Origin of the sequence: Prochlorococcus sp. MIT 1318 (assembly GCF_047304505.1) — a bacterium.
GTDB classification, from domain to species: domain Bacteria; phylum Cyanobacteriota; class Cyanobacteriia; order PCC-6307; family Cyanobiaceae; genus Prochlorococcus; species Prochlorococcus marinus_D.
On record NZ_CP138958.1, the window covers coordinates 1,351,017 to 1,375,090 of the forward strand.

The 24,074-nt window shown below is 52.2% G+C and carries 27 protein-coding genes and 1 tRNA gene; 13 read left to right on the top strand and 15 right to left on the bottom strand.

Features of this window, described 5'->3' with window-relative positions; translation table 11 throughout:
* Nucleotides 1–254 precede the first annotated feature (254 nt).
* Both SIB66_RS06735 and SIB66_RS06740 read right to left on the bottom strand, forming a co-directional pair.
* Entirely contained in the window at nt 255–1,079 is an 825-nt protein-coding gene (locus tag SIB66_RS06735) for a glucosamine-6-phosphate deaminase (protein WP_063406418.1), read from the bottom strand.
* Entirely contained in the window at nt 1,080–2,498 is a 1,419-nt protein-coding gene (locus SIB66_RS06740; protein ID WP_063406419.1) for a SpoIID/LytB domain-containing protein, read from the bottom strand.
* A gap of 124 nt (nt 2,499–2,622) precedes the next feature.
* Here SIB66_RS06740 and rnz point away from each other — a divergent pair, with 124 nt between their 5' ends.
* The 3 genes from rnz (at nt 2,623) to SIB66_RS06755 (ending at nt 4,526) form a co-directional block, all read left to right on the top strand.
* Entirely contained in the window at nt 2,623–3,579 is a 957-nt protein-coding gene (gene rnz / locus SIB66_RS06745; RefSeq protein WP_041385149.1) for a ribonuclease Z, read from the top strand.
* A 69-nt stretch (nt 3,580–3,648) separates the two neighbouring features.
* Nucleotides 3,649–4,161 (top strand): photosystem II cytochrome c-550, encoded by a 513-nt coding sequence (gene psbV, locus SIB66_RS06750; RefSeq protein WP_011130795.1) that lies wholly within the window; start codon nt 3,649–3,651, stop codon nt 4,159–4,161.
* A 215-nt stretch (nt 4,162–4,376) separates the two neighbouring features.
* Nucleotides 4,377–4,526 (top strand): hypothetical protein, encoded by a 150-nt coding sequence (locus SIB66_RS06755; RefSeq protein WP_236070258.1) that lies wholly within the window; start codon nt 4,377–4,379, stop codon nt 4,524–4,526.
* Nucleotides 4,527–5,327: 801 nt separating this feature from the next.
* Here the strand turns inward: SIB66_RS06755 and SIB66_RS06760 are convergent.
* The 4 genes from SIB66_RS06760 to serA all read right to left on the bottom strand — a co-directional run bounded on the left by SIB66_RS06760 (nt 5,328) and on the right by serA (nt 8,831).
* Entirely contained in the window at nt 5,328–5,747 is a 420-nt protein-coding gene (locus SIB66_RS06760) for a hypothetical protein (protein WP_063406572.1), read from the bottom strand.
* Nucleotides 5,748–5,860: 113 nt separating this feature from the next.
* The gene (locus tag SIB66_RS06765) at nt 5,861–6,160 is read right to left on the bottom strand and encodes a ferredoxin (RefSeq protein WP_011130797.1); all 300 of its coding nucleotides are present in this window, start codon (nt 6,158–6,160) and stop codon (nt 5,861–5,863) included.
* Between the two features lie 164 nt (nt 6,161–6,324).
* Complete coding sequence (gene prmA / locus SIB66_RS06770; RefSeq protein ID WP_063406421.1) at nt 6,325–7,230, bottom strand: 50S ribosomal protein L11 methyltransferase; 906 nt, start codon at nt 7,228–7,230, stop codon at nt 6,325–6,327.
* Between the two features lie 14 nt (nt 7,231–7,244).
* The gene (serA, locus tag SIB66_RS06775) at nt 7,245–8,831 is read right to left on the bottom strand and encodes a phosphoglycerate dehydrogenase (protein ID WP_063406573.1); all 1,587 of its coding nucleotides are present in this window, start codon (nt 8,829–8,831) and stop codon (nt 7,245–7,247) included.
* Between the two features lie 103 nt (nt 8,832–8,934).
* Between serA and SIB66_RS06780 the strand changes: the two genes are divergently transcribed.
* From SIB66_RS06780 to SIB66_RS06805, 6 genes are all read left to right on the top strand, one after another.
* Nucleotides 8,935–9,501 (top strand): hypothetical protein, encoded by a 567-nt coding sequence (locus SIB66_RS06780; protein ID WP_063406422.1) that lies wholly within the window; start codon nt 8,935–8,937, stop codon nt 9,499–9,501.
* Complete coding sequence (locus SIB66_RS06785) at nt 9,498–10,289, top strand: photosystem II S4 domain protein (RefSeq protein ID WP_063406423.1); 792 nt, start codon at nt 9,498–9,500, stop codon at nt 10,287–10,289. Before SIB66_RS06780 ends, SIB66_RS06785 begins: the two co-directional genes overlap by 4 nt.
* Nucleotides 10,290–10,367: 78 nt before the next feature.
* Nucleotides 10,368–10,439 (top strand) — tRNA-Val (locus SIB66_RS06790).
* Nucleotides 10,440–10,466: 27 nt separating this feature from the next.
* A complete protein-coding gene (murD, locus tag SIB66_RS06795) occupies nt 10,467–11,849 on the top strand; it encodes a UDP-N-acetylmuramoyl-L-alanine--D-glutamate ligase (RefSeq protein WP_063406424.1) in 1,383 nt (460 codons plus the stop codon).
* Nucleotides 11,850–12,338: 489 nt separating this feature from the next.
* On the top strand, nt 12,339–13,337 hold the full coding sequence (locus SIB66_RS06800) for a hypothetical protein (RefSeq protein ID WP_063406425.1): 999 nt from the start codon (nt 12,339–12,341) through the stop codon (nt 13,335–13,337).
* Between the two features lie 284 nt (nt 13,338–13,621).
* Nucleotides 13,622–13,798 carry a hypothetical protein gene (locus SIB66_RS06805; protein WP_413681203.1) on the top strand — a complete coding sequence of 59 codons (177 nt, stop codon included), beginning with the start codon at nt 13,622–13,624 and terminating at the stop codon, nt 13,796–13,798.
* Nucleotides 13,799–13,930: 132 nt separating this feature from the next.
* On the opposite strand, the gene SIB66_RS06810 is transcribed toward SIB66_RS06805, so the two are convergent.
* The 4 genes from SIB66_RS06810 to SIB66_RS06825 form a co-directional block, all read right to left on the bottom strand.
* Entirely contained in the window at nt 13,931–14,440 is a 510-nt protein-coding gene (locus SIB66_RS06810; protein ID WP_063406574.1) for a hypothetical protein, read from the bottom strand.
* A gap of 214 nt (nt 14,441–14,654) precedes the next feature.
* On the bottom strand, nt 14,655–14,927 hold the full coding sequence (locus SIB66_RS06815) for a DUF4090 family protein (protein ID WP_063406426.1): 273 nt from the start codon (nt 14,925–14,927) through the stop codon (nt 14,655–14,657).
* A gap of 447 nt (nt 14,928–15,374) precedes the next feature.
* Nucleotides 15,375–16,298, bottom strand: coding sequence for an AEC family transporter (locus SIB66_RS06820; protein ID WP_063406427.1), 924 nt, complete (start codon nt 16,296–16,298; stop codon nt 15,375–15,377).
* 65 nt (nt 16,299–16,363) lie between these two features.
* On the bottom strand, nt 16,364–16,999 hold the full coding sequence (locus SIB66_RS06825; RefSeq protein ID WP_063406575.1) for a 2OG-Fe(II) oxygenase: 636 nt from the start codon (nt 16,997–16,999) through the stop codon (nt 16,364–16,366).
* 157 nt (nt 17,000–17,156) lie between these two features.
* On the opposite strand from SIB66_RS06825, the gene SIB66_RS06830 reads away from it, so the two are divergent.
* Nucleotides 17,157–17,633, top strand: coding sequence for an EVE domain-containing protein (locus SIB66_RS06830; RefSeq protein ID WP_063406428.1), 477 nt, complete (start codon nt 17,157–17,159; stop codon nt 17,631–17,633).
* Between the two features lie 152 nt (nt 17,634–17,785).
* Here the strand turns inward: SIB66_RS06830 and SIB66_RS06835 are convergent, their stop codons facing one another.
* The 4 genes from SIB66_RS06835 to SIB66_RS06850 all read right to left on the bottom strand — a co-directional run bounded on the left by SIB66_RS06835 (nt 17,786) and on the right by SIB66_RS06850 (nt 19,359).
* Nucleotides 17,786–18,052, bottom strand: coding sequence for a DUF2811 domain-containing protein (locus tag SIB66_RS06835; RefSeq protein WP_063406576.1), 267 nt, complete (start codon nt 18,050–18,052; stop codon nt 17,786–17,788).
* Between the two features lie 364 nt (nt 18,053–18,416).
* The gene (locus tag SIB66_RS06840; RefSeq protein ID WP_063406429.1) at nt 18,417–18,794 is read right to left on the bottom strand and encodes a DUF1818 family protein; all 378 of its coding nucleotides are present in this window, start codon (nt 18,792–18,794) and stop codon (nt 18,417–18,419) included.
* 4 nt (nt 18,795–18,798) lie between these two features.
* On the bottom strand, nt 18,799–19,026 hold the full coding sequence (locus SIB66_RS06845) for a DNA-directed RNA polymerase subunit omega (protein WP_011130810.1): 228 nt from the start codon (nt 19,024–19,026) through the stop codon (nt 18,799–18,801).
* 48 nt (nt 19,027–19,074) lie between these two features.
* Nucleotides 19,075–19,359 carry a hypothetical protein gene (locus tag SIB66_RS06850; protein ID WP_063406577.1) on the bottom strand — a complete coding sequence of 95 codons (285 nt, stop codon included), beginning with the start codon at nt 19,357–19,359 and terminating at the stop codon, nt 19,075–19,077.
* Nucleotides 19,360–19,399: 40 nt separating this feature from the next.
* On the opposite strand from SIB66_RS06850, the gene SIB66_RS06855 reads away from it, so the two are divergent.
* The gene (locus SIB66_RS06855) at nt 19,400–21,025 is read left to right on the top strand and encodes an Hsp70 family protein (protein WP_063406430.1); all 1,626 of its coding nucleotides are present in this window, start codon (nt 19,400–19,402) and stop codon (nt 21,023–21,025) included.
* A 130-nt stretch (nt 21,026–21,155) separates the two neighbouring features.
* Here the strand turns inward: SIB66_RS06855 and pyrR are convergent, their stop codons facing one another.
* Nucleotides 21,156–21,707, bottom strand: coding sequence for a bifunctional pyr operon transcriptional regulator/uracil phosphoribosyltransferase PyrR (gene pyrR / locus SIB66_RS06860; protein WP_063406431.1), 552 nt, complete (start codon nt 21,705–21,707; stop codon nt 21,156–21,158).
* 163 nt (nt 21,708–21,870) lie between these two features.
* Between pyrR and gpmI the strand changes: the two genes are divergently transcribed.
* Together gpmI and secG are read left to right on the top strand one after the other, a co-directional pair.
* A complete protein-coding gene (gpmI, locus tag SIB66_RS06865; protein WP_063406578.1) occupies nt 21,871–23,493 on the top strand; it encodes a 2,3-bisphosphoglycerate-independent phosphoglycerate mutase in 1,623 nt (540 codons plus the stop codon).
* Nucleotides 23,494–23,550: 57 nt separating this feature from the next.
* Nucleotides 23,551–23,781 (top strand): preprotein translocase subunit SecG, encoded by a 231-nt coding sequence (gene secG / locus SIB66_RS06870; protein WP_011825182.1) that lies wholly within the window; start codon nt 23,551–23,553, stop codon nt 23,779–23,781.
* Nucleotides 23,782–24,074: the final 293 nt, after the last annotated feature.

A 24,074-nucleotide genomic window follows, 5' to 3' on the forward strand; every position in this document is an offset into this window, starting at 1 on the left:
AAGAATGCAACTATTCCAATAATCTGATCTAATATTTAGATCTTGAAATTACAATTATATCCCAATAGCGCATCAGCCTTATTCAAGGCCAGTGCGTAAATTCAATGTCCTAACACCTCTTCGCTCAAATAGATGCCTTCAATAAGGTAAAATACTATGCCAGCAGTGTCCTGCTGCAACATCACTAATTGTCTGCGATCACGAATGATTTTCTTGCTTACAAGAAGCCAAGAGCTAAAAAAACAAATCAACTTTTAACTGAGATTTACTTCAGGAACTTTCTCTCCATTAAGAGCTGCTTGGTCTAGCCAAAGTGCAACCCGAGCATGATTGCGTAACCAACTTGCCGGCAACTGATCCGTGCATGGCGAATCAAACAACGCCTTGAGAATCTCTGCTTTGGCTGAACCCGTCACAATCAGATGAATCTCATCTGCCGCGAGGATTTCTTTTAATCCAAGTGTGAGTGCTTGAGATGGCACCTGGCTGGGATCACCACCAAAAGCAGCAGCATTCTGTTGCCGGGTGGACTGCGATAACGACACCACCCGGCAAGCCGCCTCTGGGCCACAAGGCGGCTCATTGAAGCCCACATGGCCATTGCTGCCTAAGCCCAGCAATTGCACACCAACACCACCAAAACTCTGCAATTGAGCGGCATAACTGCCAGCCTGCTGCTCTGGATTGATCGCCTCGCCATCGGGAAGATGCAACTGCTGCGGGCTCAATTGCAACGGCTTGCCTAAATGACGCGCCATATAGGCCGCAAAGCTGCGCCGATCAGCTGCCCCCAAACCCACATACTCATCAAGATTGAAGCTGCACCAGCTGCGCCGCAGATGCTCAAGCTCATCAGCTGGCCAACGCTGTAAACGGGCCACCAATTCGGCATAGATCGGCACCATCGTGCGGCCAGTGGCCAAGCCAAGCGGTTTCGGCCTCTGCTCCCCCAGCCGCTGCCTTAGATGCCCCTCCAGTGCATCAACAACCGCTTCCACCAGACTTGGCAGGTTCTCTCGCACCGTGATCGTGCTCGCGAACCCTTGTTCAGAGGCGACAGAAGGCCGCAAGAGGTTCAATTAGGCGTCTCCCATTCTCTCAACTCTTCCAGGCTGGCGAGAGCGCCACAGGAAGGCCAAAGAGGAATTCTGTAACTGCCGATAGGGAACAATCTCTGCGCCTCGGTAGTAGTGATTGAGGATTTGGCGGAAATCTGCACCCCGTTGCGCCAGGCCATGGGCACCCCACTGACTCATGCCCACGCCATGGCCAAAACCTTGACCCATAGCAAGCAACATCAGCGGCTGATGGCGCGAACGGCGTGTTGAGCGAACCGGCAGAGGCGGCACAGGCGGCGGCGGGGTCAGGCCCATGAAACTGGCATTGGCATCAACGCTGGGTGCAAACAAGCTCTTGCCTGTTGCGCCATCACGCCAAGACCCCATCAATACCGTGCCAGCCCCAGCAGAGTTGCGTTTTCCAAGGCTGTGCACAAAGCGCTGACGGCCAACGCCTGCGCCAGGCTTTGCTGACTTCGAGGCAAGCATTTCAAAGCGCACCAAGGTGCTCTTCAAGCCCAAACGCTGGCGCAGCTGCTTGCCGCTCAGCAGCAAATCACCACGAGGCCCCTGCACACGAGCCTGGCGAATTCTGCCCGTGCCTGTTGTGCCCAACACATCAATGCTGCTTACACCCCCGGTTTCGCGGAACGCTCTACGCAACTGATGCGGCTCAAACCACACGTCCCACTGATGCACAGGGCTGTGTTGATCGTGGTCCGGCACGCTGACCAGATAAGGCAGCTGCTTGCTCCATACCGCCCCGCTGGCTTCCGTTGCCCCACCAGAGCTGCTGTGAAAAACAGCATCGATCAACTTGCCGCCATGCACTAAAACCAGCGAATGGGTGCTTTCAACCGCCTTCAGGGTGTTGGCGGTTTCAGATTCCACACCGCGATACACCTGACTGGCAACGGTGGCCTTGAGATCAAAACCACCTGCTTTGCTGTGTTGAGCAAGGGCATAGGTGCGAGCGGCCACCGCCTGGGCCTGCAGTGCAGCCAGAGGCCAGGATTCCGGCATCTCACTGCCCACCACACTGGCTAGATAGTCCTCCACGCGCAGGTGGTTCACCACCTGCAAGCCTGCAGCAACAGATCGAACCCTCAACTCACCGCGATAGCGACGCTTGCCCAGCCATATCCCGCGTGGGTCTGCACTGCGAACCCTGAGCTCACGCTGCAAAGCAAGCGATACCGATCGCCGCGATCGCCCCTCCAGTGTCAGCTGCAGTTGACCGCGTTGCTTGCGAACAGAAAGCGCCCTCAGCCTCTGCTCGCTCGAACCCAGGCCTGCCACAAGCAAAGGCTGCTCAGCATCAGCCCGCAGACGCAGAGCTGATGCTTCCAGCACCAGCACCCGCATCACTGGCTCCTGCACAGCAATCACCTGGGCAGCAGGGCTTACGGCCGTGAGTGTGACCCCGCCGACCAATCCCATAGCCCATAGCGGCGAGGGCAAAGCCAATCAACATGTTCAACAAGGACATTCAGTGTGCCCCGATCACAACAACCAGGCCAGGCCCCAAGCCATGGCAGCATGGTCTTTGGGGTGTGTAAGGGCCTTGCAGGTCACCTTTCTCGGCACGAGCTCGGGCGTACCAACAAGAGCCCGCAATGTTTCTGCCGTGGCTCTGCGGCTGCCCCAACGAGCTGAGTTGTGGCTGTTTGATTGCGGAGAAGGCACTCAGCATCAGTTCCTGCGCAGCGATCTACGTCTGTCTCAACTCAGACGAGTGTTCGTTAGCCACATGCATGGCGACCATGTTTTTGGCCTGCCGGGTCTGTTGGCCAGCCTCGGCCTATCCGGCAACAGCAACGGAGTGGATCTCTACGGCCCCGATCCACTGGAAAGCTATCTGCAAGGCGTGCTGCGCAATAGCTCCACCAGGATCGGATACCCCCTCAAGGTTCATCGCGTGCGAGACGCAGCAGAGCAGAACTTGATTGTGTTTGAAGACAAAGACATCCTGGTGCGCTGCACCCCGCTCACTCATCGCGTGCCGGCCTACGCCTATCGCGTGGAGCAAAAACCCAAGCCAGGCCATTTCAACCTTGAACGAGCCCAAAGCCTCGGTATCCCGCCAGGCCCCGTCTATGCCGCCTTAAAGCGCGGTGAACAGGTCAGCCTCGATGATGGTCGCGTGGTGGATGGCCGGGACTTCTGCGGACCAGATCGCCCAGGCGCCAGCATCGTGTTCTGCACCGATACGGTGTTTTCAGAAGCTGCTGTCTCGCTAGCCGCAGGCGCAGACCTGCTGATCCACGAAGCAACCTTCGCCCATAGCGAAGCAGAAATGGCTTATCAGAAGCAGCACTCCACCAGCACCATGGCGGCCCAAACAGCTGCCGAAGCCGGCGTCGGGAAACTCGTATTGACCCACCTCAGTCCCCGCTATGCGCCAGGCAATCCGGTCACCCCAAATGACCTGCTACGAGAAGCTCAAGCGATCTTTTCGAACACCATCCTCGCCAAGGATTTCCTCAGTTTTGAAGTCGCTCCGCGCTGCAACAGTTCTTGATTACGGCCCTTAGAGCTCCCGCCCCGTGATACAAGGTGTTGTCGCTTCTGTCAGTAACTGGCGTATTCCATGGCCTCTCTCTTTGCATCCCTGGGACGGTCCCTGATCAAACTATTGATCGTGTTGCCCGTAATAATTGGCTTGAGCATTAGCTCTCCGGCCATGGCTGCCCAATGGGATGCCGAGACCCTCACCGTTCCCGCAGGCTCAGGCGGACAGCAGGTGACCTTCACCGAGTCAGAAATCAAGAGCGCTAGCAAGCTCTTCAAAAGCAACTGCGCCACCTGCCATAACCAAGGCGTCACCAAGACCAATCAAAACGTTGGTCTCGACCTTGAGGCTCTCTCACTGGCATCACCTGCTCGTGACAACGTCGACGGCCTGGTCGAATTCCTGAAAAATCCCATGTCATATGACGGGGAATACAGCATTGCCGACACCCACCCAGGCATCAGCAGCAGCGATGTCTACGTTCAGATGCGCACGCTCAACGATGAAGACCTGCGCCTAATCGCCGGTTACATCCTCACGGCTGAGAAAGTACAGGGCGACCAATGGGGTGGTGGCAAGATCTACTTCTGATCGCTTAAGAAGCAAAAACAATCATGGGATCTCAGCTAAAGCTGGGGTCCTTTTTTTGACTAAAAAATTGGCAGTGAGCTCGCTCGCCAGAGTCTTATCTTCAATCGCGATTTAAAATCAATAGCGATCTAAAACTCCAGTGTTTGTTGCCGTCGTGATTACTGATTGAACAAGCTGATTGAGAGATATCTCTTCTACGAGACAAGGCTTGTCTGTTGCTCACTCTCAACCCCCCAGGGGAACTAGCAACTCGCCCTGGATCAAAAGAGGAGGTTGCAGGCGAGGGGCTCTGCCTCAAGACTGAATCCGCCTGCCCTGTCGCTCTCGCGCTGGGAGGAATGATTGGCTTGAAGGCTTGGCCTTGATCAGGCGCCGATCTTAAAAACAATCGCCTCTGAGAGGCTTCGCCTGCGCTCTAAACAAAGATCTGCTGCTCATCGCCAAGGATTGCCGCAAAAGACAAGCCTTACAGCAATCAAGCCTTCTCAACAGCTTGCTCAAGAACACTTTGCTTAAGCATTTGGATTGCAGAACTGAAAGCAAAGATTAGTCATTCAAGAGGGTTCTCTTTAACCTCTCATTGAAGTTACTAATCAGCTAGCCAGGATCACTTCTAGCAGAAGCATGGCCTGCAGTTATCAATAACATTCTTTGGTATCTATGACCAGGTAAAACGAAAATGAGTCATCAATCGCAAGCCAAAGAATGGCACAGTAATACCTCCACCTGCCAACTGATTTTGCGTCAATGGATGAAATGACTTCGGGGTTTCTGGCTTTACTTGCAGCCGCTTCGGTTGAGAGATGGAGACAAATAAACATCATCCCAATCCCAGTCAATCCATGAGGTAAGTGATCTCATTTCTTCTTGTCTTTACTCATAACCAAATCATGTTTCAACAAGGCTTTTGTAAAGCCTCTTCAGCACAATCAATAGCAATTTCCAGGCTGATAATTTTATCAATACGTTCCTTCTCCGCAAATCATTTGCTGCTTCTATACCCATAGCCTCGTTCAAGGAAAGCTGCTTTGGCTTCTGCTTGATGCAATCCAAAGCTGACAAATGCTCTATCAATAACTTCGATCAGCTGTCTAAGCGAATCTCACTAACCACAAGTTGACAGTTGATCGAAATGACAAACCAGTAGCCAATCAGCCCTTAGCCGATCAACACGATGGGGCCTCTTCGCTTGCATTCAGCATCGAAGCTGGCAGCAGATTTGCGGGGTCCTTTGAAAGCTGCCCACGGCTATACCACCACTCCTGCAAATCCGGCGTCAAACGCTGAGAAAACAACGTCAGCACTGTAACTGCGGGCTTTGAACCAGGCTGCAATAGCTCGACGACATAAGACGGACAACGACGAGCCGCTAGATCAGCAACAAAGCGCCGGCCCACACGTCGCCAACTTGGCTCCTTGCTCCGCCAGGCAAGCCGACAGCAAGGCCATGGCAGTTCCTCGCGATCAAACAGCCGGCAACAAGAACCGATCACACGAAAACTGTATTGCCCACCAGGACTGGTGTGAATGCTGCCGTGCGCCAACACAACATCGACATCCGCTCTGGCAGGGGCAACAGGCGTCACATCTAAAACAGAGTCATCAAGACCACCTTGAAGCAAAAAGCCACCCGCTGAGGGTGGCTGATGGGATCCCGATTCGCAAGCACTGATCGGGAACAGAGACAACTGCCCTGAGCTCAATAGAGCTCTTCCTCAGCATGGGTCTTGATGGTGCAATCAGAGGTTGGATAAGCAACGCAGGTCAACACGAAACCAGCTTCAAGCTGATCGTCATCGAGGAAGCTCTGATCAGACTGGTCCACAGAACCACCTGTGAGCTTGCCTGCACATGTGGAGCAGGCCCCAGCACGACAGGAATAGGGCAAGTCGATGCCCTGCTCTTCAGCAGCATCAAGGATGTACTGATCATCGGGAACCTCAATGGTCTTGTTCAGGCCCTCGCTCTCGCTGATCAAGGTGACTTTGTAGGAAGCCATGGAATGGATGGAAACGCATAGAAATCCAGAAGTAAAACGCCCCTGGACCGCTCCTTCTAACACCCTCCCGGTAGAAATTCAGTCTGATCGTGCAATCTGCCCGGCTAAGGCCAATCAAAGAACGAGTACTGATAACTCTGGCTTATGTAAAAATTTGCGCAGAATTACCGCTTAGACACATCTAAAAGCCCCCAGCAGCCCTGCTCAGTCAGGCTATTCACCCGCCATCCCAGCGCCTCCACAACCATCTGAAGCCTTGGCGCTTGCTTCACCAGCAAACCACTTAGCAAACCTCGACCATTGGCACTCAACAACTGATCAAAACTTGGAGCCAAAACCTCAATCACAGGCGCCAGGATGTTGCAGAGCAGCAGGTCGACGGCCTCTCCCTGCAGCTGCGCTGACAAAGCCTCGACAGAACCATGCACAACCCTTACACGATCTAAATCGAGCTGATTGAGCTCTGTATTAGCTCTAGAGGCGCAGACAGCCTGGCAATCCGTATCAGCGGCCAGCACCTGTCTAGCTCCAAAAGCAAGTGCGGCGAAACCCAACACCCCACTTCCACAGCCGAGGTCTGCCACCCTCAAACCCAGCGGTGGGTTCCTCTCCAGTGCCTCCAGGCAAAGGCGAGTGCTTGGGTGGCTGCCAGTGCCAAAAGCACTGCCAGGGTCTATTCGCACAACAAGCCGATCGGCATACTCCTGCGGCAGATCCAACCAAGCCGGCAAGATCAACAAGCGCTGCCCCACCGGATCGGGTTGCCAATCTTGCTTCCAGTTCAAACTCCAGTCTTCATCGGCCACCTCGCACCAAGTGGGGTTGGCTAATTTCAGGCCAAACGGTTCTGCCAGAGGACGCAGGTTTGCCATCAGCTGATCTCTGTCCGACTCGGACCACTCAGACGATGGCAACCATGCCAACAGGGTGCGCTCAGAGTTCTCAGGCGCATGTTGAACAGCAAGTCGGCAGAGACCCAGATCTGTCAGCTTCCAGATGAGCGACTCTTCCAGCTCATCTGCAATGGGCAGAGAAAGACGCCACCAGCGAAGAGCAGACGCAGAGTTCATCTCATCAGCCTTGATCAGAGGGTGACCGGATGGGCTTCCTTAATGCCATTGATCGCATGAATGGTGACCAGCAAGCTGGGCGGAATTGGATCATCAATGCTCAGCACCATCACCGCATCACCGCGCACAATGCGACGCCCCACCTGCATCGATGCAATGTTGACGTTGTGTTCACCAAGCACGGAGCCCAACTGACCGATGATCCCAGGCATATCGCGGTGCCTGGTCAACAGCATGTGTCGACTAGGTGACACGTTGACCGGGAATTCATCAATGGTGGTGATACGCAAATCGCCATTGGCAAACACCGCACCCGTCACGCTGTGACCGCCCTGGTCACCACGAGTCGTCAGTTGCAAGGACCCCCCGGCAAAATCCTTACTTGTCTCGTCCTTGACCTCCAAGACACGAATGCCACGGCCCTTGGCTTCTAAGGACGCATTCACGTAATTGATCCGATCGCCAAGGGCACTGGTCAACACGCCCTTGAGAGCAGCAATCACCAGAGGCTGAGAGGGATGCTGAGCGAACTCCCCCTGAAGACGAACTTCAAGCTCCTGCAACTGTCCTCCGGAGAGCTGGCTCACCAACAGCCCCAGGGTCTCGGCTAATTGCAAGTGAGGCTTGAGCCGCTCCATGATCTCTGCACTGAGGCCAGGGATGTTCACGGCACTACGGGCAGGGAGGCCAAGCAGGACGTCTCGGATCTGTTCCGCCACATCCACAGCCACGTTCTCCTGCGCCTCCGTCGTCGAAGCTCCAAGGTGGGGCGTAAGGATCAAGCGCTCCTGCACAGAGCGCAGCGGCGAATCGGTAGCCAATGGCTCCTGGGCATAAACATCCAAGGCAGCCCCGCCAATCACTCCAGCCGTCAAGGCATCAGCAAGGGCTGACTCATCGATGATGCCACCGCGAGCACAGTTCACGAGCCTTGCTGTGGCCTTCATCTTGCCCAGCAATTCCGCATTGACCAAATTCTCGGTATCGGGAGTACGAGGGAGATGCAAAGTGATGTAGTCGGCCTGCTCAAAAAGATTCTCCAAGCTTGAGAGTCGCACCTGCATCTGTTGAGCACGGTCCGCAGAGATGAAGGGGTCGTAAGCGATGACCTCCATACCCATGGCATTGCAGACCCGGGCCACATGGGAGCCGATCTTGCCGAGCCCAACCACGCCAAGAACTTTCTTATAGAGCTCGTTCCCTACATATTTCTTGCGATCCCAACCCCCAGCCATCGTGCTGGCATGGGCCTGAGGCACATGCCGAGAGAGCGAAAGCATTAAAGCCAACGCTTGTTCGGCAGCAGCAATGGTGTTGCCTTCCGGCGAATTCACCACCAAAACACCCTGCTGGGTGGCCGCCGGCACATCCACATTATCGACGCCAACACCCGCCCGGCCAATGATGCGCAAACGTGCACCGGCTTTGATCACATCCGCCGTGACTTGCGTGCCAGAACGAATCATCAGAGCGTCGTAGTCGCCGATCATCGCCTTGAGGTCATCCTCTGACAGGCCCACACGCTGATCCACCTGTGCAACCTGAGCGAGGATGTCAATTCCCGCTTGGTCGATAGGGTCTGAAACCAGAACTTTCGTCATCAACCGGCGCAAGACTGCAGCAGGGCACTGTAGAGATCTACATGCTCCAAGCCCTGCAGACCACAAAACAGGGTTCAGAATTCAAACGATTGAGGTGTGTTGTATGGCTATTTGCGTTCTTGTTCTCGCCGAAAGAGACCACGCAGATCAATTGAATGAACAACTCAAGGCAGCAGAGACCCCGCTAACCCGCTGTGAGCTGATTCAGCCGGCAACCAACTCAGAAACACAACCTGAGAGAACGGCCTCAGAACCCAAGGAATATGGCAACCCACTCCAATCGATGGACATTGATTCAATCGAGAGGCTGAGCCCCAAGCTGACCCGTAGCCGTCGTCAAAAACTGATGGCCGTCTGGTTGCTGCCGTTTGGCTTCATCCTCGGCATCGCCATCACGCTCAGTACAGACATGGATACCTTTGCCAGTTACGGCAGCTTGGGTGCATCAATCATCGGTGGACTGCTGGGCCTCGTCTCAGGTTGGATGGGTAGTTATGCAGCCGCAATCAGCGTCAAAATTCCAGACGCTGAAGACGTTCGCATCCTGCGCAATCGCCATCAGCAAGGCCAATGGCTGTTGCTGCTGGAGACACCGATAGGCATCGAGTTGCCCTGGAAAGTGCTACGAGAAGCCAATCCCCTCGCCTTAACGAGCCTCAGCGAACTGTGATCTTGCCGCGGCAAGAGCTGCTCAAAGGTTGCCTGGATCCACAAGGCATGGAAGCCCTGCTGGTCCAGGCAGACACAGTGTTACGGACCTGGCAGCCCAGCTGGAGTGCATTTGTTTCTGCCCCCTTGCGGGAAGAAGCCCTGCATCGATTTTCAACCCTCACTGATCTGCACTGGCACGCCGACGGTGGTCACCCTGGCGCTGAACGCCAGCGGCTGTGTTGCTGGCGCAGCGAAGATCACCAGCACCCCACTCCCTCACAAACAGCCCCGATTCATGGTCTGCTGCTGCATGGCAACTTTTTATTTGATTCCCCCAGCCCAACAGATCTCCGCCAAGCCCTAGAGGCGATCGACGCTCGACCAGAACAACTTGGAGATCTTTGGGTTCGCGGTGATCGCGGTGCACAAGCCCTTTGCACTCCAGAGTTAGCCGTCAACCTCGACGGCCGCAGCAGCAAAGTAAGAGAGGTTGAGATCATCTGTGAAGCCGTGGCAGTTGCTCAACTGCAGCCACCAGCCCACCGCTTGACCCGCCGATTGAACAGTGTTGAGGCCTCTTGCAGGATCGATGCAATCGCCTCGGCCGGCTTTGGTCTATCGCGGGCCAAGGTGGTCAATCAAATCAAGCAAGGTCACCTGCGCCTGAACTGGGAACCAGTCCGACAAACAAGTCGAGAACTTGTAGTGGGCGATCGCCTGCAACTTCAGGGTCGAGGCACTCTGAAAGTGCTGGCGCTGGAAATGACCAAGCGTCAGCGCTGGCGGGTGGAAATGCTGCGGCACTGAAGATTCGTATCGTCAGGCTGCTAGTTTCGCTGCTTGAAAAGCCACTGGTCACCACTCACTCTTCTGGAAGGGCCGCGCGGGCGATTAGCTCAGAGGTAGAGCACTACCTTGACACGGTAGGAGTCACTGGTTCGATTCCAGTATCGCCCACTCCCTTTACAAACATAGGACTCATCGATGGCACGCACTGTGGTCGTGGGGCTTGGACGCTCCGGCATCGGTGCGGCACGACTTCTGCAAGCAGAGGGACATCAAGTCACAGTGCTTGAGCGCAGCATCGAGCCCCATCTCCAAAGCTTGGCAGCTGATCTACGTCTGCAGGGAATTGCTGTCGAGCTAGGCAAACCTCTAGAGCTGACCAGCTTCATCCCTTTGCTTGATCAACTTGATGCCGTGGTCATCAGCCCTGGCATCGCCTGGGACCACCCAACACTGACTGCACTGCGTCAACGCGGCATCGACATCGATGGAGAGATGGCAGTGGCCTGGCGAAGCCTGAGCCATCTGCCATGGATCGCCATTACCGGCACGAATGGCAAAACAACAGTGACCCACCTGCTCAATCATGTGCTTGAAAGCAATGGCCTCAGAGCACCAATGGGCGGCAATGTTGGCCATGCCGCGGCTGAAGTCGCACTCAAATGGCGGCAACCAAACGCACAGCGCCCCGACTGGCTGGTCATGGAGCTCAGCAGTTATCAGATCGAAGCCGCCCCTGAGATTGCCCCACGCATTGGCATTTGGACCAACCTCACCCCCGACCACCTCGAACGCCACGGCACCCTTGATGCTTACCGAACGATCAAGCGTGGCCTACTGGAGCGCTCAGAGATCCGCATCTTCAATGGCGATGATCCAGATCTGCGCAGCCAAAGATCCAGCTGGGATAAGGGGCTGTGGGTGAGCAGCGAAGGGCCTGGTACTGCAAACCATCGCGCCGACTTTTGGATTGATGCGGAGGGGCTGGTTAGAGAACCGCAAGGAGCGCTTTTTGCCGCTTCGGCTTTAGCCATGCCTGGACAACACAATCTTCAAAACCTGCTGCTAGTGACAGCCGCAGCCCGGCAAACGGGGTTGCCAGCAAAGGCCATCGAAGACAGCCTGCGCTCATTCCCAGGCGTGCCTCACAGACTCGAACAGCTTGGGCATATCCAGCAAATGAGCGTCTACAACGACAGCAAGGCCACGAACTATGACGCCGCCTGTGTGGGCCTCAAGGCCGTCCCTGCTCCTGCCGTTGTGCTGGCAGGTGGGCAAACCAAACAGGGCGAGGCTTCTGGATGGCTCAAGCAATTGGATCAGAAAGCCTGCGCTGTAATCCTGTTTGGTGCAGGCGCTTCAGAACTGCAAGAGCTGATCAAAACGTCTGGCTTCAGTGGTGAGTTGCATTGCTGCAGCAACCTCAACGCTGCTGTGACTTTGGCCATTCCATTGGGCGTAGAGCGACAAGCCGCTTGCCTGTTGCTTTCACCTGCCTGCGCAAGTTTTGATCAGTACCAAGATTTCGAAGCCCGCGGCGAACATTTCCGCAATCTAATTGCACCACATTTAACGGCCTAATCTGCGGATAACTGATCACTAGCTTTAACTTCATAACTCATTCCTCTGTTCGGCAATGATGCAGATTACGCTCTATTTGCAACGTCAATCCTACTTCCTTATCGATTACTAATAGCTAGTACAACATTAAACCTTAATGAGCTGATTGGTTTAGCCCTTGAGCCAAAGCGCGAGGGCGCCCCCACGGCCTCTAGCCACAAGTCACTCTCCGTTTAAGGCCATTGAGGTCAGAGAAAAGAAAGGCCTTTCTTTCTCTTCAGCTCATCAATCTGGCGGCACGATAAAACCATTAAAGCAAAGCCAAGTGTGATTCAATTAAGGAAGAAAGGCAGTAGAGAATTCCTTCCCTTGAGCTCACCTCGACGTAATAAATAGAAACATACTGATCCATTACCGCATCTAACTAGACGATTTAAATTTGGTTTAATTGAGAGATCATTCTATTGACTTGATTGATCGGACTATCCCCACAGCATTCATTTAAAAAAGATGGCTGTTAATTCCTGGCAACAAATCCTGATTGAATTTCGGGCTCTTGGTGGAGTAGCAGAAAATATCGACCTCAGAAAAGGGGCATATGGGAGAGGAATATTCCCTTTGGATCCAGAACTTCCATCAAAAATTCAAGTTCCAGAAGACTTGCTGATTAATGCTAAATACCTACACATTGACTCCAAAGAAATAAAAATCAATCGCGACTCTCCTTATACACCTGAAACAAAAATATTCATAGATAATTACCTTAAATCTATTGCCTTTGAAGCTTGTATATGGGACGAGATCAATGAGTTCGAGGTTGGCCTTAGAGAATTACCATTTGAGGTTATTAAACTGCTTGAAAACTTAGGGGCTTTAGACTTAAAGGCTAGGCATAAAGGAAATTGGCAAGAAGTTATATTTAACAATTTTATCCAGTCTAGATTTATAGATTACAAAAACCAGAAATGCTTAGCTCCTATTTTTGAACTCGTCAATCACAATCATAATTTTCAGACATTCTCAACGAATGCGAATTCAGGAATTTCCACTGAAAAGGAAAAAGGGGATCATGAGTTCCTACATAGTTATTCTAAAGGCAATGATCCAATAAGGATGTTTTTTGGCTATGGCTTTAGCAGCAAAGAGCCTTTTGCATTTTCTTTCCCTATCATAATCAATGTATCCACAACTAAGAAACCAGTTCGAATTCAAGGAGGATCAGGAATAGAAGGTTTAATCCACTTGGAAAATCAAGACAATGAGTTGTTGCTTGATTATTTACCCATTGGCAATAAATTTGAACCTACTTTCCCAATCAGACAACTAACTGCAACTCTAAAGCCATTCCCAGAATACAAACCTCGGGAAATATTAAACAAAGCATTCACTTCCAACCAAGAAGAGATCTGCAACCTGCTATTAAAATTAGATCAATCAAATAGCAAAATAACTTCTTTACTTAAAAAAACTCTTTACTATCAATTATCAGCCATTGCCTATTACTGGTGAGAAGCCTGAAAGCTGCTCTAGAGGTTCAGAATTGTAGTGGAGGTCATCGAAGCAATCCTCCAGCTTTGGGGCAAGTAAAAGCCTTATAAAAGATACAATAGTGCATCAGCATTTATCTCTTACTAACCCTGATTAAGTTGCTTCTTACAACAAATATGAAAAGCCCTTGTGCAAATCATGCTCCCAAGAGCCATTGACAATGACATCAGAGATATTGTCAAATTTTCCTAGGCAAAATTTTCTCTGCCAAATCTACATAACATCCTTCTAGTTCTCGTGGTGAGTTGCATTGCTGCAGCAACCTCAACGCTGCTGTGACTTTGGCCATTCCACTGGGCCTAGAGCGACAAGCCGCTTGCCTGTTGCTTTCACCTGCCTGCGCAAGTTTTGATCAATACCAAGACTTCGAAGCCCGCGGCGAACATTTCCGCAACCTAACTGCACCACATTTAACGGCCTAATTTACGGCTAACTGATCACTAGCTGCAACTTCATGCTCATTACTCTGTTCGATAATGATGCTACTGGTATTCTATTTGTAAATGCAATCCCACTGGTTTATCGATTACTAATAGCCAGTGCAATATTAAACCTTAATGGGCTGCTTGATTGATATAGCCCTTGAGCCAAAGCGCAAGGCCGCCCCCACGGCCTCTAGCCGCAAGCCACTCTCCGTTCGGCGCCATTGAGATCAGAGCAAAGAAAGGCCTTTCTTTCTCTTCGGGCACATCAAGCGAGCGGCTCCATAAAACCCTTGAAGCAAAACTAACTGTGATTCGATCAAAAAAGAAAGGCAGTAGAGGCTGCGATCCCTTGAGCTCTCCTCGACCTGTGAATTCAAGCTTTAGCAAGCCAATGCCAACAGAGTTAGCAATCACCAAAGGCAAGCATTCATGACTCCCATTCTCTTGCCTGAGCTCTAGGCTCGCAGAAAAAAATCGAAGCATCAAAGAAGAGAAGAAGTCTTTTTTCTCTTTGCCTTGCTTCCAAACAGATACAAACTTCCAAAGTCCATTGAGTGAATTAATCTCAATCCCGCTGCCTTGCTTTCTCGCCGAGGCTTCAAGCTTTAAAAGCTCCTGTGAAGCAGGGAGACTTTTCATTCTGATGTCATGCTTGGCTTCGCGGTTAGACAAAGAACAATCACCCTCATACTAATCAATTTAATCACACCAAGGCACAAAGGAATAGTCAAATCAAAATTTATTGACGAATACAAGTGTCTATTTAATAACAACTCTCGTCCTAGAGGTAGCCAGCAAAAGGTTAACGATCGACAAATCGTTTATCAAAGATATCGCACTTATGTGGTCTCAATCAGCCAAAGAAAAACTCAATTTCCTTTGACTTCAAGCCTTCCCATCCAGCAGCGATAAGACGTTGATTGAGGGTCTCTTGATCGAAATGCTTGGCTCCTGAACGGACGATACGATTACGCATAGACTTCTTCACTCCACTCCTCTTTCTCGCACCTTCTTGATCCATGACTTCCTTGTAGAGTTTGAGCATCTCCACAGGAATTTGGCTGCCATCAAGATCTATCCCTGCCTCAATCGCTTGATCAATTGCACCCGGACCAGAAAAATCCATCGGTAAGATTTGCAGACTGCTCGCGCTCATCATAGTGCGTTTAGAATTTGCAAGCGCGAAGAACTTAGCAAGTAAAAGCCCAGATTGGTATGCTTCATTCCCGCTCTACTCAAGCACTGCAATTGCTGAGACGACTTAACATCGTTGATATAAACTCATTGTTGATAATCTGTAGGCCTAGATCTTATCACTGCTACCACAATTAGCATTCTCTAAAACTCATCGATAAATGCTTTCCAAATACACCTTAGCAGCAGCACGACTATCAAGTCCTAAAACCTCAACCATGGCCAATATAAGACAGACCATCAACGAGTAAGCAGTGAAAACTTCCTATTGAAAGAGAGCCAAGATACTTAGGGAATCAAAAATCGTTAGCCAGCTCAGGCAATTCATTAACAAGAAGTCGCCTCTACCATTTTTTTGGGAATAACTTCAATTCTTGAATTAATTAATCGATTGAAGAACTAAATAGCAAATAGGGATTGTCGCCAATGAAATCAAAGTACTCCATGCTACTAAAGAAGCTGCAATGTGTTGCTCCTTACCACTTGCTTCCGCTAACAACAAAACAGATATAGCTGTGGGTGTAGCCGCCTGCAAGACAAGGGCATTAGACATCAAAGTTGACAAACCAAAAACCTTGGCAAGAGTCAACATTAAGGCAGGAAGAAACATCAGCTTTATCAGCAAGCTGGGCCCAACTAATGAGAACAAGTTTCTAATTCCTGGATTATTAACAGACCCAAAAGAGCCCAAACGGATCCCAACAATCATTAGAGCTAGAACAATCACAATTCTGGATGGGGCCCAAAGAGCAGAGGTGATTTGATCATTCCATGGAGTTAACTGAACAAAAAATGCCCCAACCAGTCCCTTCGTCGCAGGACTACTAGTCAGAACACGTAAAAGATTAGTCCAAGCAGCTCTGCCCTTCAATTCGGATGAGGAGTTTGCGAAAAGTATGGGTCCTAAACTCCATACAAGTAACGTGGAGGCAAGGTCATAACCAATACTAAAACTGAGTGCTTGACTTGGCAGAAGAGCCAATGAAACAGGAATCCCTAAATGGCCTGAATTCCCAAAGACACTACCCAACAGCAAACTTCGATTACCAATAATAGTTCTGATTTTTGGGAAAGTTCTAATGACAACTATCAGCAATCCAATCGCAAGAAATGACATCGCAAGGGCCTCAAAAAGGCGCCAATCCATCCCACTCTTGAGCAGAAGACCCATCAGGCTTACTGGTATACCAAAGTTGATAAGAGGTGACGCTATTTGAGATGCAAGTTCTGCTTTAAAGCGACCAATCAAATAGCCGAGTGCCAGCAAAGGCAACAATTCACTAAAGAGTCGCAGAATCAACATTTAACGAACTCAGTGTAAAAAAATTATGAGTCTTGGGCTGAGAATTTGCTTTTGAAAAAAAAGTTTCAAGAGGCTGCCAAACGCGTAAGATAAGAGTCTCTACTGCCTGCATTAATCCAGCCTGTAGCAATCGTTTTAGTGCTTTTATGATTCACTCGGCCACGATGAATATGAGATGGGCCTGCAGGGAAAATAACTAGCTTTCCTCGCTCTGCAGGTTCATGATGTTGCTGCCAATAAAACTCAGTACCAGCCGAATCAAGATCATTGCAATAAAGGATCCAAGCAAGCATTCTATGAACAGGCTCTGTTGCCTCATCGCTGATAGTCCAATCACAATGCCAGCGTTTGAAACCTTCCCCAGGGGCATAACGTTGGATATTGAAAATCGGAATAACAAACAGAGACTGTTCTGGAGAGCAGTCTCTCAATAATGGACGATCCTGAAGATATTGATCGAGAGCAGCAGTAACACCTCGAACAATCACATCTGAAAGCGCAAATGCCTCTGGATCTGAGCGATCTATTGCAACAAGGCTGATATCGGTTGACACTTTGGCGGGTTCTGCCTCGGATGAAGATGAGTCATTACCGAATGCGACTCCACTATGTTGAAGATCAAGGCGCTGATCAAAGAATGACATAACCCCATCAGCAACAGCCTCGAAACCAGTGTTGCGATAGCAAGCAATCAGATCCAAAGACACAGACTTTCAATAGGGATTGACATCAAGTTAATTACCTTTTCAAAGGAATGCCTCTATAGCTCGATTAGCTAGAAAGGTTCATAACGAATAAGACCCTGAGGAAGGGGGCTAGCAAAACTTTATCCAAACCACCACTTTCCTTTGATATCCCATGGCAAAACAAGGCCCTAACTACTGGTTGATGAAAAGCGAGCCCGATGCCTACGGGATCGACCACCTCAAAAAAGAAGGCAGCACCCTCTGGGATGGGATTCGCAACTACCAAGCACGCAATTTTATGCGTTCGATGCTCATAGGAGACAAGGCATTCTTTTATCACTCAAACTGCAAGCCTCCTGGAATCGTAGGGCTCATGGAGGTCATTGAAACTGGCCTGGTAGACCCCACACAATTTGATCCAAAAGCCAAGTACTACGACCCGAAGTCATCAGCAGACAAGCCGCGCTGGGATTGCGTTCGACTGCATTATCTCGGACGCTTTAGTGAACTGCTAAGTCTAGAAAGTCTGCGGGACAAATACAGCGCTGAGCAACTACCAGTGCTTCGCAAGGGCAATCGCCTCTCAATCTTGCCGATTCCCAAAAGCACTGCCAATGATCTGCTGCAATGGCTTGGACCACTCCACTAAGCCTTCCTAAAAGACAAACACTAAAGAGCTGCTCTTGTCGTCAGACCATATGCCAAGAACATGTCTGGTGCTCGAACCAGAAGCCAACTAACGACGCTTCCGCCAAGTAAGGCGCACCCTGCTGCCACTAACGAATAAGCCAGCAGCAACATTCAAAATCCCTGCATCAGAGAATCGCTGCGAAACATGTTGGCCACGTAAAGACGGGTGATCTCTCTTGAATCCACCCCGTTCTGCACAAGGAAGCCAGCCAAAGCTGCTTTGATCAATCGATACTGATCCCAATTGGGACATGTCTCGATAAAGCCTGCCATGGCCTCTTGCAGAGGCAGAGGCAGTTCGGCCTGGAAGCTGACCACTCCATCCAGCCTGGCATCCTCTACAACCTCCTGGGATTGCACCTTCTGAGCTTGCACCATCGGTTGTCTCACAGTTTCTTCTGCGATCTCTTGGACATCCCTCAAGTGCATCTTGACTCCAGAACACGACACCAGTTCTCCACACCTGAACCACTTCCGTCAAGACCTACCCAAAGGCCTCGTCTCAATCAATCTCATGGCGAGAACAACGCCCTGACAGCCTTCCTCAGCAAGGCTGTCAGCATGCAGTCTCGATGGGAAGCAAGAACGATCCACGTCAAGTGGGCAAGCACCTAAGCAGACCTTTTTCCACATGCTTGAGCCGAGAGGGCGATTCAAACCTGCAAGCTGTGGAAAAGTTGTGAATTACCTTGCGCAAGCTCGGGGAAAGATCAATGATCCCGCTATCGATCAGCCTCTCTAATCATTGATCAAAGTCCCAGGTGGTTCTCATCGCAGTGGCCATCGCTTGCGCAGCAGGCACCGACCAACATCCTTCAGCGCCACGGGCCTTCTCGCCATCGCCCTGCAAAATCACCTGCAGGCTCCAGCTGTGACGATCACCATCCAGACAAGCCCACCACGGCTGACGTTCCATCTCCAGGCAGACAGATTCCTCTGCCAGCAGCTGATCAACAAGCTGCTGATGTTGATCAGTGAGCTCAACAACCAGAGACTGCAAACACTGCCACTCATCTTGAGTGAGCTCGATAGCCCAGCCTTCCCCTCCAATCAGCACCGGAAAGGCTGTCCTAGCAGGGTCCCTGGCAAGTCGCCAGCCAGGGCCATCCTGTTGAATCATCACCTCAGCCAGGCAGCAGATCCGGTTGGTCCTGCTCGTCGCTTAGTTCAACGATGGCTCGCTGAACCGGTTTCACACTCGATTCCTCCAAAAGGCCATCAAAATCATCGAAACGGCGCTGCTTCGCCCGAAACGCAATTCGAACAGTAGTGAGGTAGCGGTTGCTTGACTGACGGATGAGACTCTCCCCACGCTTGGCAAGGTCTTTGGGTTCCACTCCCGATGTGATCACAGAAACTTCTTATCTCTCAAGGTCACTGTAGGCGAGCGCTGCTCAGCATTAGGCCAATAGATCACTGTGAAAGGGCACATGCATTGGATAGCTCCGTTGTAAAGAACCCGGCACCCGCAAAACAATCTGCCGGCCAAGTCCCAAGGCCGCCAAGGGAAGCCTCAGATGGCTCAGCAAAGCGCTGACTTCCTCCAAGTGCTCTTCATCCACACACTCAATCCGGATGCTCCCCCAACTGCGGGTCATGCGGCAATCGAGCAGCGGTTCGAGCTCTGCCTCAATGCAAGGGTCCTCTCGATAAAAAGAGAGCACCAGGCGCTGCAACCGATCCATCGTCATTGTCTCTTAGCCTAGTAATGACTACAACCTGGCCATGGCCATGGACATGCCCCCAGAGGGCGAAGAAAAGCTTCAGGTTTTCCAACAAGTTGGCACCCTTGCCATTGACCTTGGGAACACCACCACGGTTGTGGCCTTCCAGGCTGAACGTGCTGACAGCCCTCAACTTCTCGATCTCCCACCAATCAGCCGTCGCCCAGGCGAAGTCCCCAGTTTGATCTGGGCCGGCCAAAGCAATGACCCCAACCCTCTAGTGGGGCAACAGGTGGACGAAGCAGGCCTGGTGGGGCAGGGTCACCCAAGCTTGAGCAGAGACTTCAAGCGCTGGATCGGTGCACCTCATCCAAGCAAAAGCGATGGCTCTTGCCTCTCGCCAGAACAGGCCGGAGAAATCTTGCTGCAGCAGATCTGGCGCCGACTCCCTCCCCATATCGAGGTGCGACGTCTTGTGCTCACTGCGCCAGTGGAGAGCTATCGCGCCTATAGAACCTGGCTGAATCAGGTCTGCACAACACTGCCGGTCGAAGAGATCGCCCTGGTTGATGAACCCACCGCTGCTGCAATGGGTGCCGGCCTACCCCCAGGCTCCAAGCTGTTGGTGATGGACATAGGTGGCAGCACCATTGATCTCTCCCTCGTGGCCCTCGAAGGTGGTGAAGGACGGGCGGCTCCAATCGCCCAATTACTTCGATTTGCTGGCCAAGATCTTCAGGACAGCAGCAAACAAGCCCTGCGCTGCGCACGCGTGCTTGGCAAGGCTGGACTGAAGCTGGGTGGACGGGACCTCGATCATTGGATTGCCAATCATCTTTATCCCGACGTTCCGCTCTCAGAAACGCTCCTCAATGCTGCAGAGAGGCTCAAATGCCGCCTTAGCCAGGTGGATCTTCGCGCTGAGGCTACCCAGCTGGAGATTGTCGCCGATTCAGAAGGCAATGAAGTCCTGCCTCTACGTCTCTGCCGCAGGGAGCTGGAAGAGCTGCTCATCGCCAGAGGCTTGCTTAACAGCCTGGCCAGCCTGCTCAATGAAACCCTGGCAAGGGGACGTGGCAATGGTTGCGAAATCAAAGACCTACAGGGGGTCGTAGCCGTCGGCGGCGGCGCACAAATCCCCCTCGTTCGCAGTTGGTTGCAGCAGCAAACGCAACCAGCCCCACTCCTCACGCCTCCCCCCATAGAGGCCGTTGCTGTTGGAGCCCTGCAACTCACACCGGGGGTCAAAGTTCAGGATGTACTGCACCGCGGAGTATCTCTGCGCTGCTGGGATCAGCGAGGTGGACAACATCATTGGCATCCGCTGTTCCTCGCTGGTCAGCCCTGGCCAACAACCGCCCCCCTTGAGCTTGTGCTGGCCGCCAGCCGGATCGATCAACTGGAGTTGGAGGTGGTGCTTGCTGAGCCAGACATCAACGAGAGCCATGAGGTCATCTACATCGATGGAATGCCAACCCTGCAATCAAAGCCAGCAGAGCGCAAACTGCATCCCTGGCCAGGAACCTGCCCTACAACTTCGCTTGCACTACAACCACCCGGTCAGCCGGGGCAAGACTGCCTGAGGTTGCAATTCTCCATCGATGACGATGCCCAGCTGCAGATGGAGGGGCTAGATCTACGCAGTGGGGAGCGGCTAGGCAAGCAAAAGCTTGGCACCGTGCAGTAATTGATTCATCCACACCAACCTCAACGCAAGCCAAAGGCAAGACGACCATGGGCTGAACTGACCTCTGTCATCAAGACGAACAACGCCGATGCATCAACACAAAGTCCACCAGTTCAGCGTGTTGTCCTCATCAAGGGAACTGGCGCAAGTAAACCCCCTCTTCTCCATCCACATCAGACAGGCGCAATTCGATGCTTTCCGTGCGACGAGTCGGCACTTTGCGACCACAGAAATCTGGTTGAATCGGCACTTCACGATGCCCGCGATCCACCATCACCAACAACATCACCCGCTGAGGCCTGCCCCAGGCCTGAAGAGCTTCAAGGGCAGCGCGCACTGTGCGGCCGGTAAAAATCACATCATCCACCAACACAACCTCTCGCCCCTCAACGCTGTTGGGGAGATCGGTGGGTTGCACCATCCGAGTACCGACTCGACCCAGATCATCACGATGAAAGGTGGGGTCCAAACTTCCCTGATCAATGCTATGGCCAGCAATTGGTTCCAACTCTTTGGCCAAGACACGAGACAGATGCACACCTCGCGTAGGAATTCCCAGGAACAAAAGCTCCCGACTATCAGCAACAGACTCGAGTACTTGAGAAGCAAGGCGCGAAAGGGTGCGACCGAGCTCCTGGTCAGAGAGGATCTCAACCCGTTCATCACTACCTTTGTCGATCATGGTCGTGACGATTAAGACGTGAGTTTATGCCGATCTTCTCTTGCCTCCAACAACAATCAATGCGTAAAAGCTGACGGAAGTCAGCACAAATGCAGACCAAGACCAAAGGAGGAAGTAACTTCAATCCGGAGAAGTCCTTAATAAGCAATAGCCGCGTGTGAACATGCCCAGCAGCAGTTCCGGAAAATCAAGGCATTTCAGCCGAGTTGCACCTGTAGTGCTGGCTATCCTTGATGGCTGGGGACATCGTGAGGAAGTTGAGCACAACTCCATCCGTAGTGCTGAGACTCCAATCATGGATGCCCTATGGCATGCCTACCCCCACACCCTGATCGAAGCCAGTGGTGCCGCTGTCGGGCTGCCAGACAACCAGATGGGCAACTCTGAGGTCGGTCATCTCACCATCGGTGCTGGCCGGGTGATCCGTCAGGAGCTCGTTCGCATCAGTGAAACCGTACAAGCCGGAAGGCTGGGGCAAATTCCTGCCCTGATTGCCCTAGCCGAACGGTTGCGCAAGTCTGACGGCACGCTTCACCTGTTGGGACTCTGCTCCGATGGCGGTGTCCATAGCCATATCAACCATCTCTGCGGTCTTTTGCACTGGGCTGCCGCCGCTGGGCTCAACAAAGTGGCAGTGCATCTCATCACCGATGGACGAGACACCCCGACTCAAAGCGCGAGCAAATACCTCCACCAAATCGAAGACGCCATCAACGCCAGTGGAGTAGGTGAGTTAGCCAGCCTCTGCGGCCGCTATTGGGCCATGGACCGTGACCACCGCTGGGAGCGCACGATCAGGGCCTATGAGGTACTCACTGACCCAAATCAATCGATCAGCAGAGTCACTGCCGAAGACGTTCTCAGCGCAAGTTATGCCAACGGAACCACCGACGAATTCCTAGAACCCACACGTCTTAGCAATAACTACTTCAAAGACGGGGATGGCCTCGTGATGTTCAACTTCCGTCCTGACCGCGCCAGGCAATTGGTGCAAGCCCTCACTCTTCCAGACTTCGATGGTTTCCCTCGAGCCAATCAGCCCAGCCTCGATGTCGTTACCTTCACCCAGTACGAACACGATCTCCCTGTAGGAGTAGCCTTCCCCGCCGAATCACTCGACGATCTGCTCGGTCAGGTGGTCTCTGAACACGGCCTACGCCAATACCGCACCGCAGAAACAGAGAAGTATCCCCATGTCACATATTTCATGAATGGTGGCATCGAACAGCCACTAGCAGGCGAGGAGCGTCATCTTGTGCCATCCCCCCGCGTGGCCACCTACGACCTGGCTCCAGCGATGTCCGCAGACACGCTGACCGAGAGTTGTGTGAACGCGATTGAGAGTGGTGTGTATTCACTGGTCGTCATCAACTACGCCAATCCAGATATGGTCGGGCACACCGGTGTGATGGGAGCCGCTCAGGAAGCCATCAGCATCGTGGACCGCTGCATCGGCCGATTGCTGGATTCGACCGGACGAATGGGCGGCACTCTGTTGATCACGGCAGACCATGGCAATGCCGAACTGATGCAAGGTTCAGATGGTCAGGCTTGGACGGCTCACACCACGAATCCCGTACCTGTGATCTTGGTAGAAGGAGAGAAACGCAAGCTCGCTGGCTACGGCAATGACATCCAGCTGCGTGAAGGTGGTGGCCTGGCTGACATCGCACCTACGCTGCTGCAACTTCTGGATTTACCCAAGCCCGATGCCATGTCAGGTTTATCGTTGATTCAAGCCATTGATTCACCAACGCCCTCTGCACGACTCCCTCAACCCGTTTGAGGCGAACGATTGCGAGCTGAGGTCAGAGCATGATCAACACATCCCTAGACTGAGGCCATGATTACCTCTGTTCTCTCCTGGGTCTGGGTCGCTTCTGGCGTTCTCTTGATGTTGTTGGTCCTGTTGCATAGCCCCAAGGGTGGTGGCATGGGAGGGATATCCGCTAGCGGCAGCTCCAGTTTCACAAGCACCAGCAGTGCCGAGGCAACCTTGGACAGGATCACCTGGACATGCCTAGCCATATTCCTCACTCTTGCAGTGATCCTTAGCGCTGGCTGGCTCACTTGAGCTGAGCTTTGATTCCTCCGTAGACTCGCAGGACCATTGCTAAAAGGATTGAACAAACATGTGATGAACCTCGCTAATCGAGATCGAACTCATCACCATGTTTTTACATGCCAAACTGCAACTCAACGCCTCCTGCATAACTCATAAGCAAGGCACCCAGGTGAATACACCTCACAGCAAAAAAGAAAGTTGAGCATGGCGATAGGAAGGGAAGCAGGCCTATCCACACTCACCGCGACTTAGCATAGACATAGTTTATTCAAAAGATCACCTGCCTTGAGCAATAACTTAAG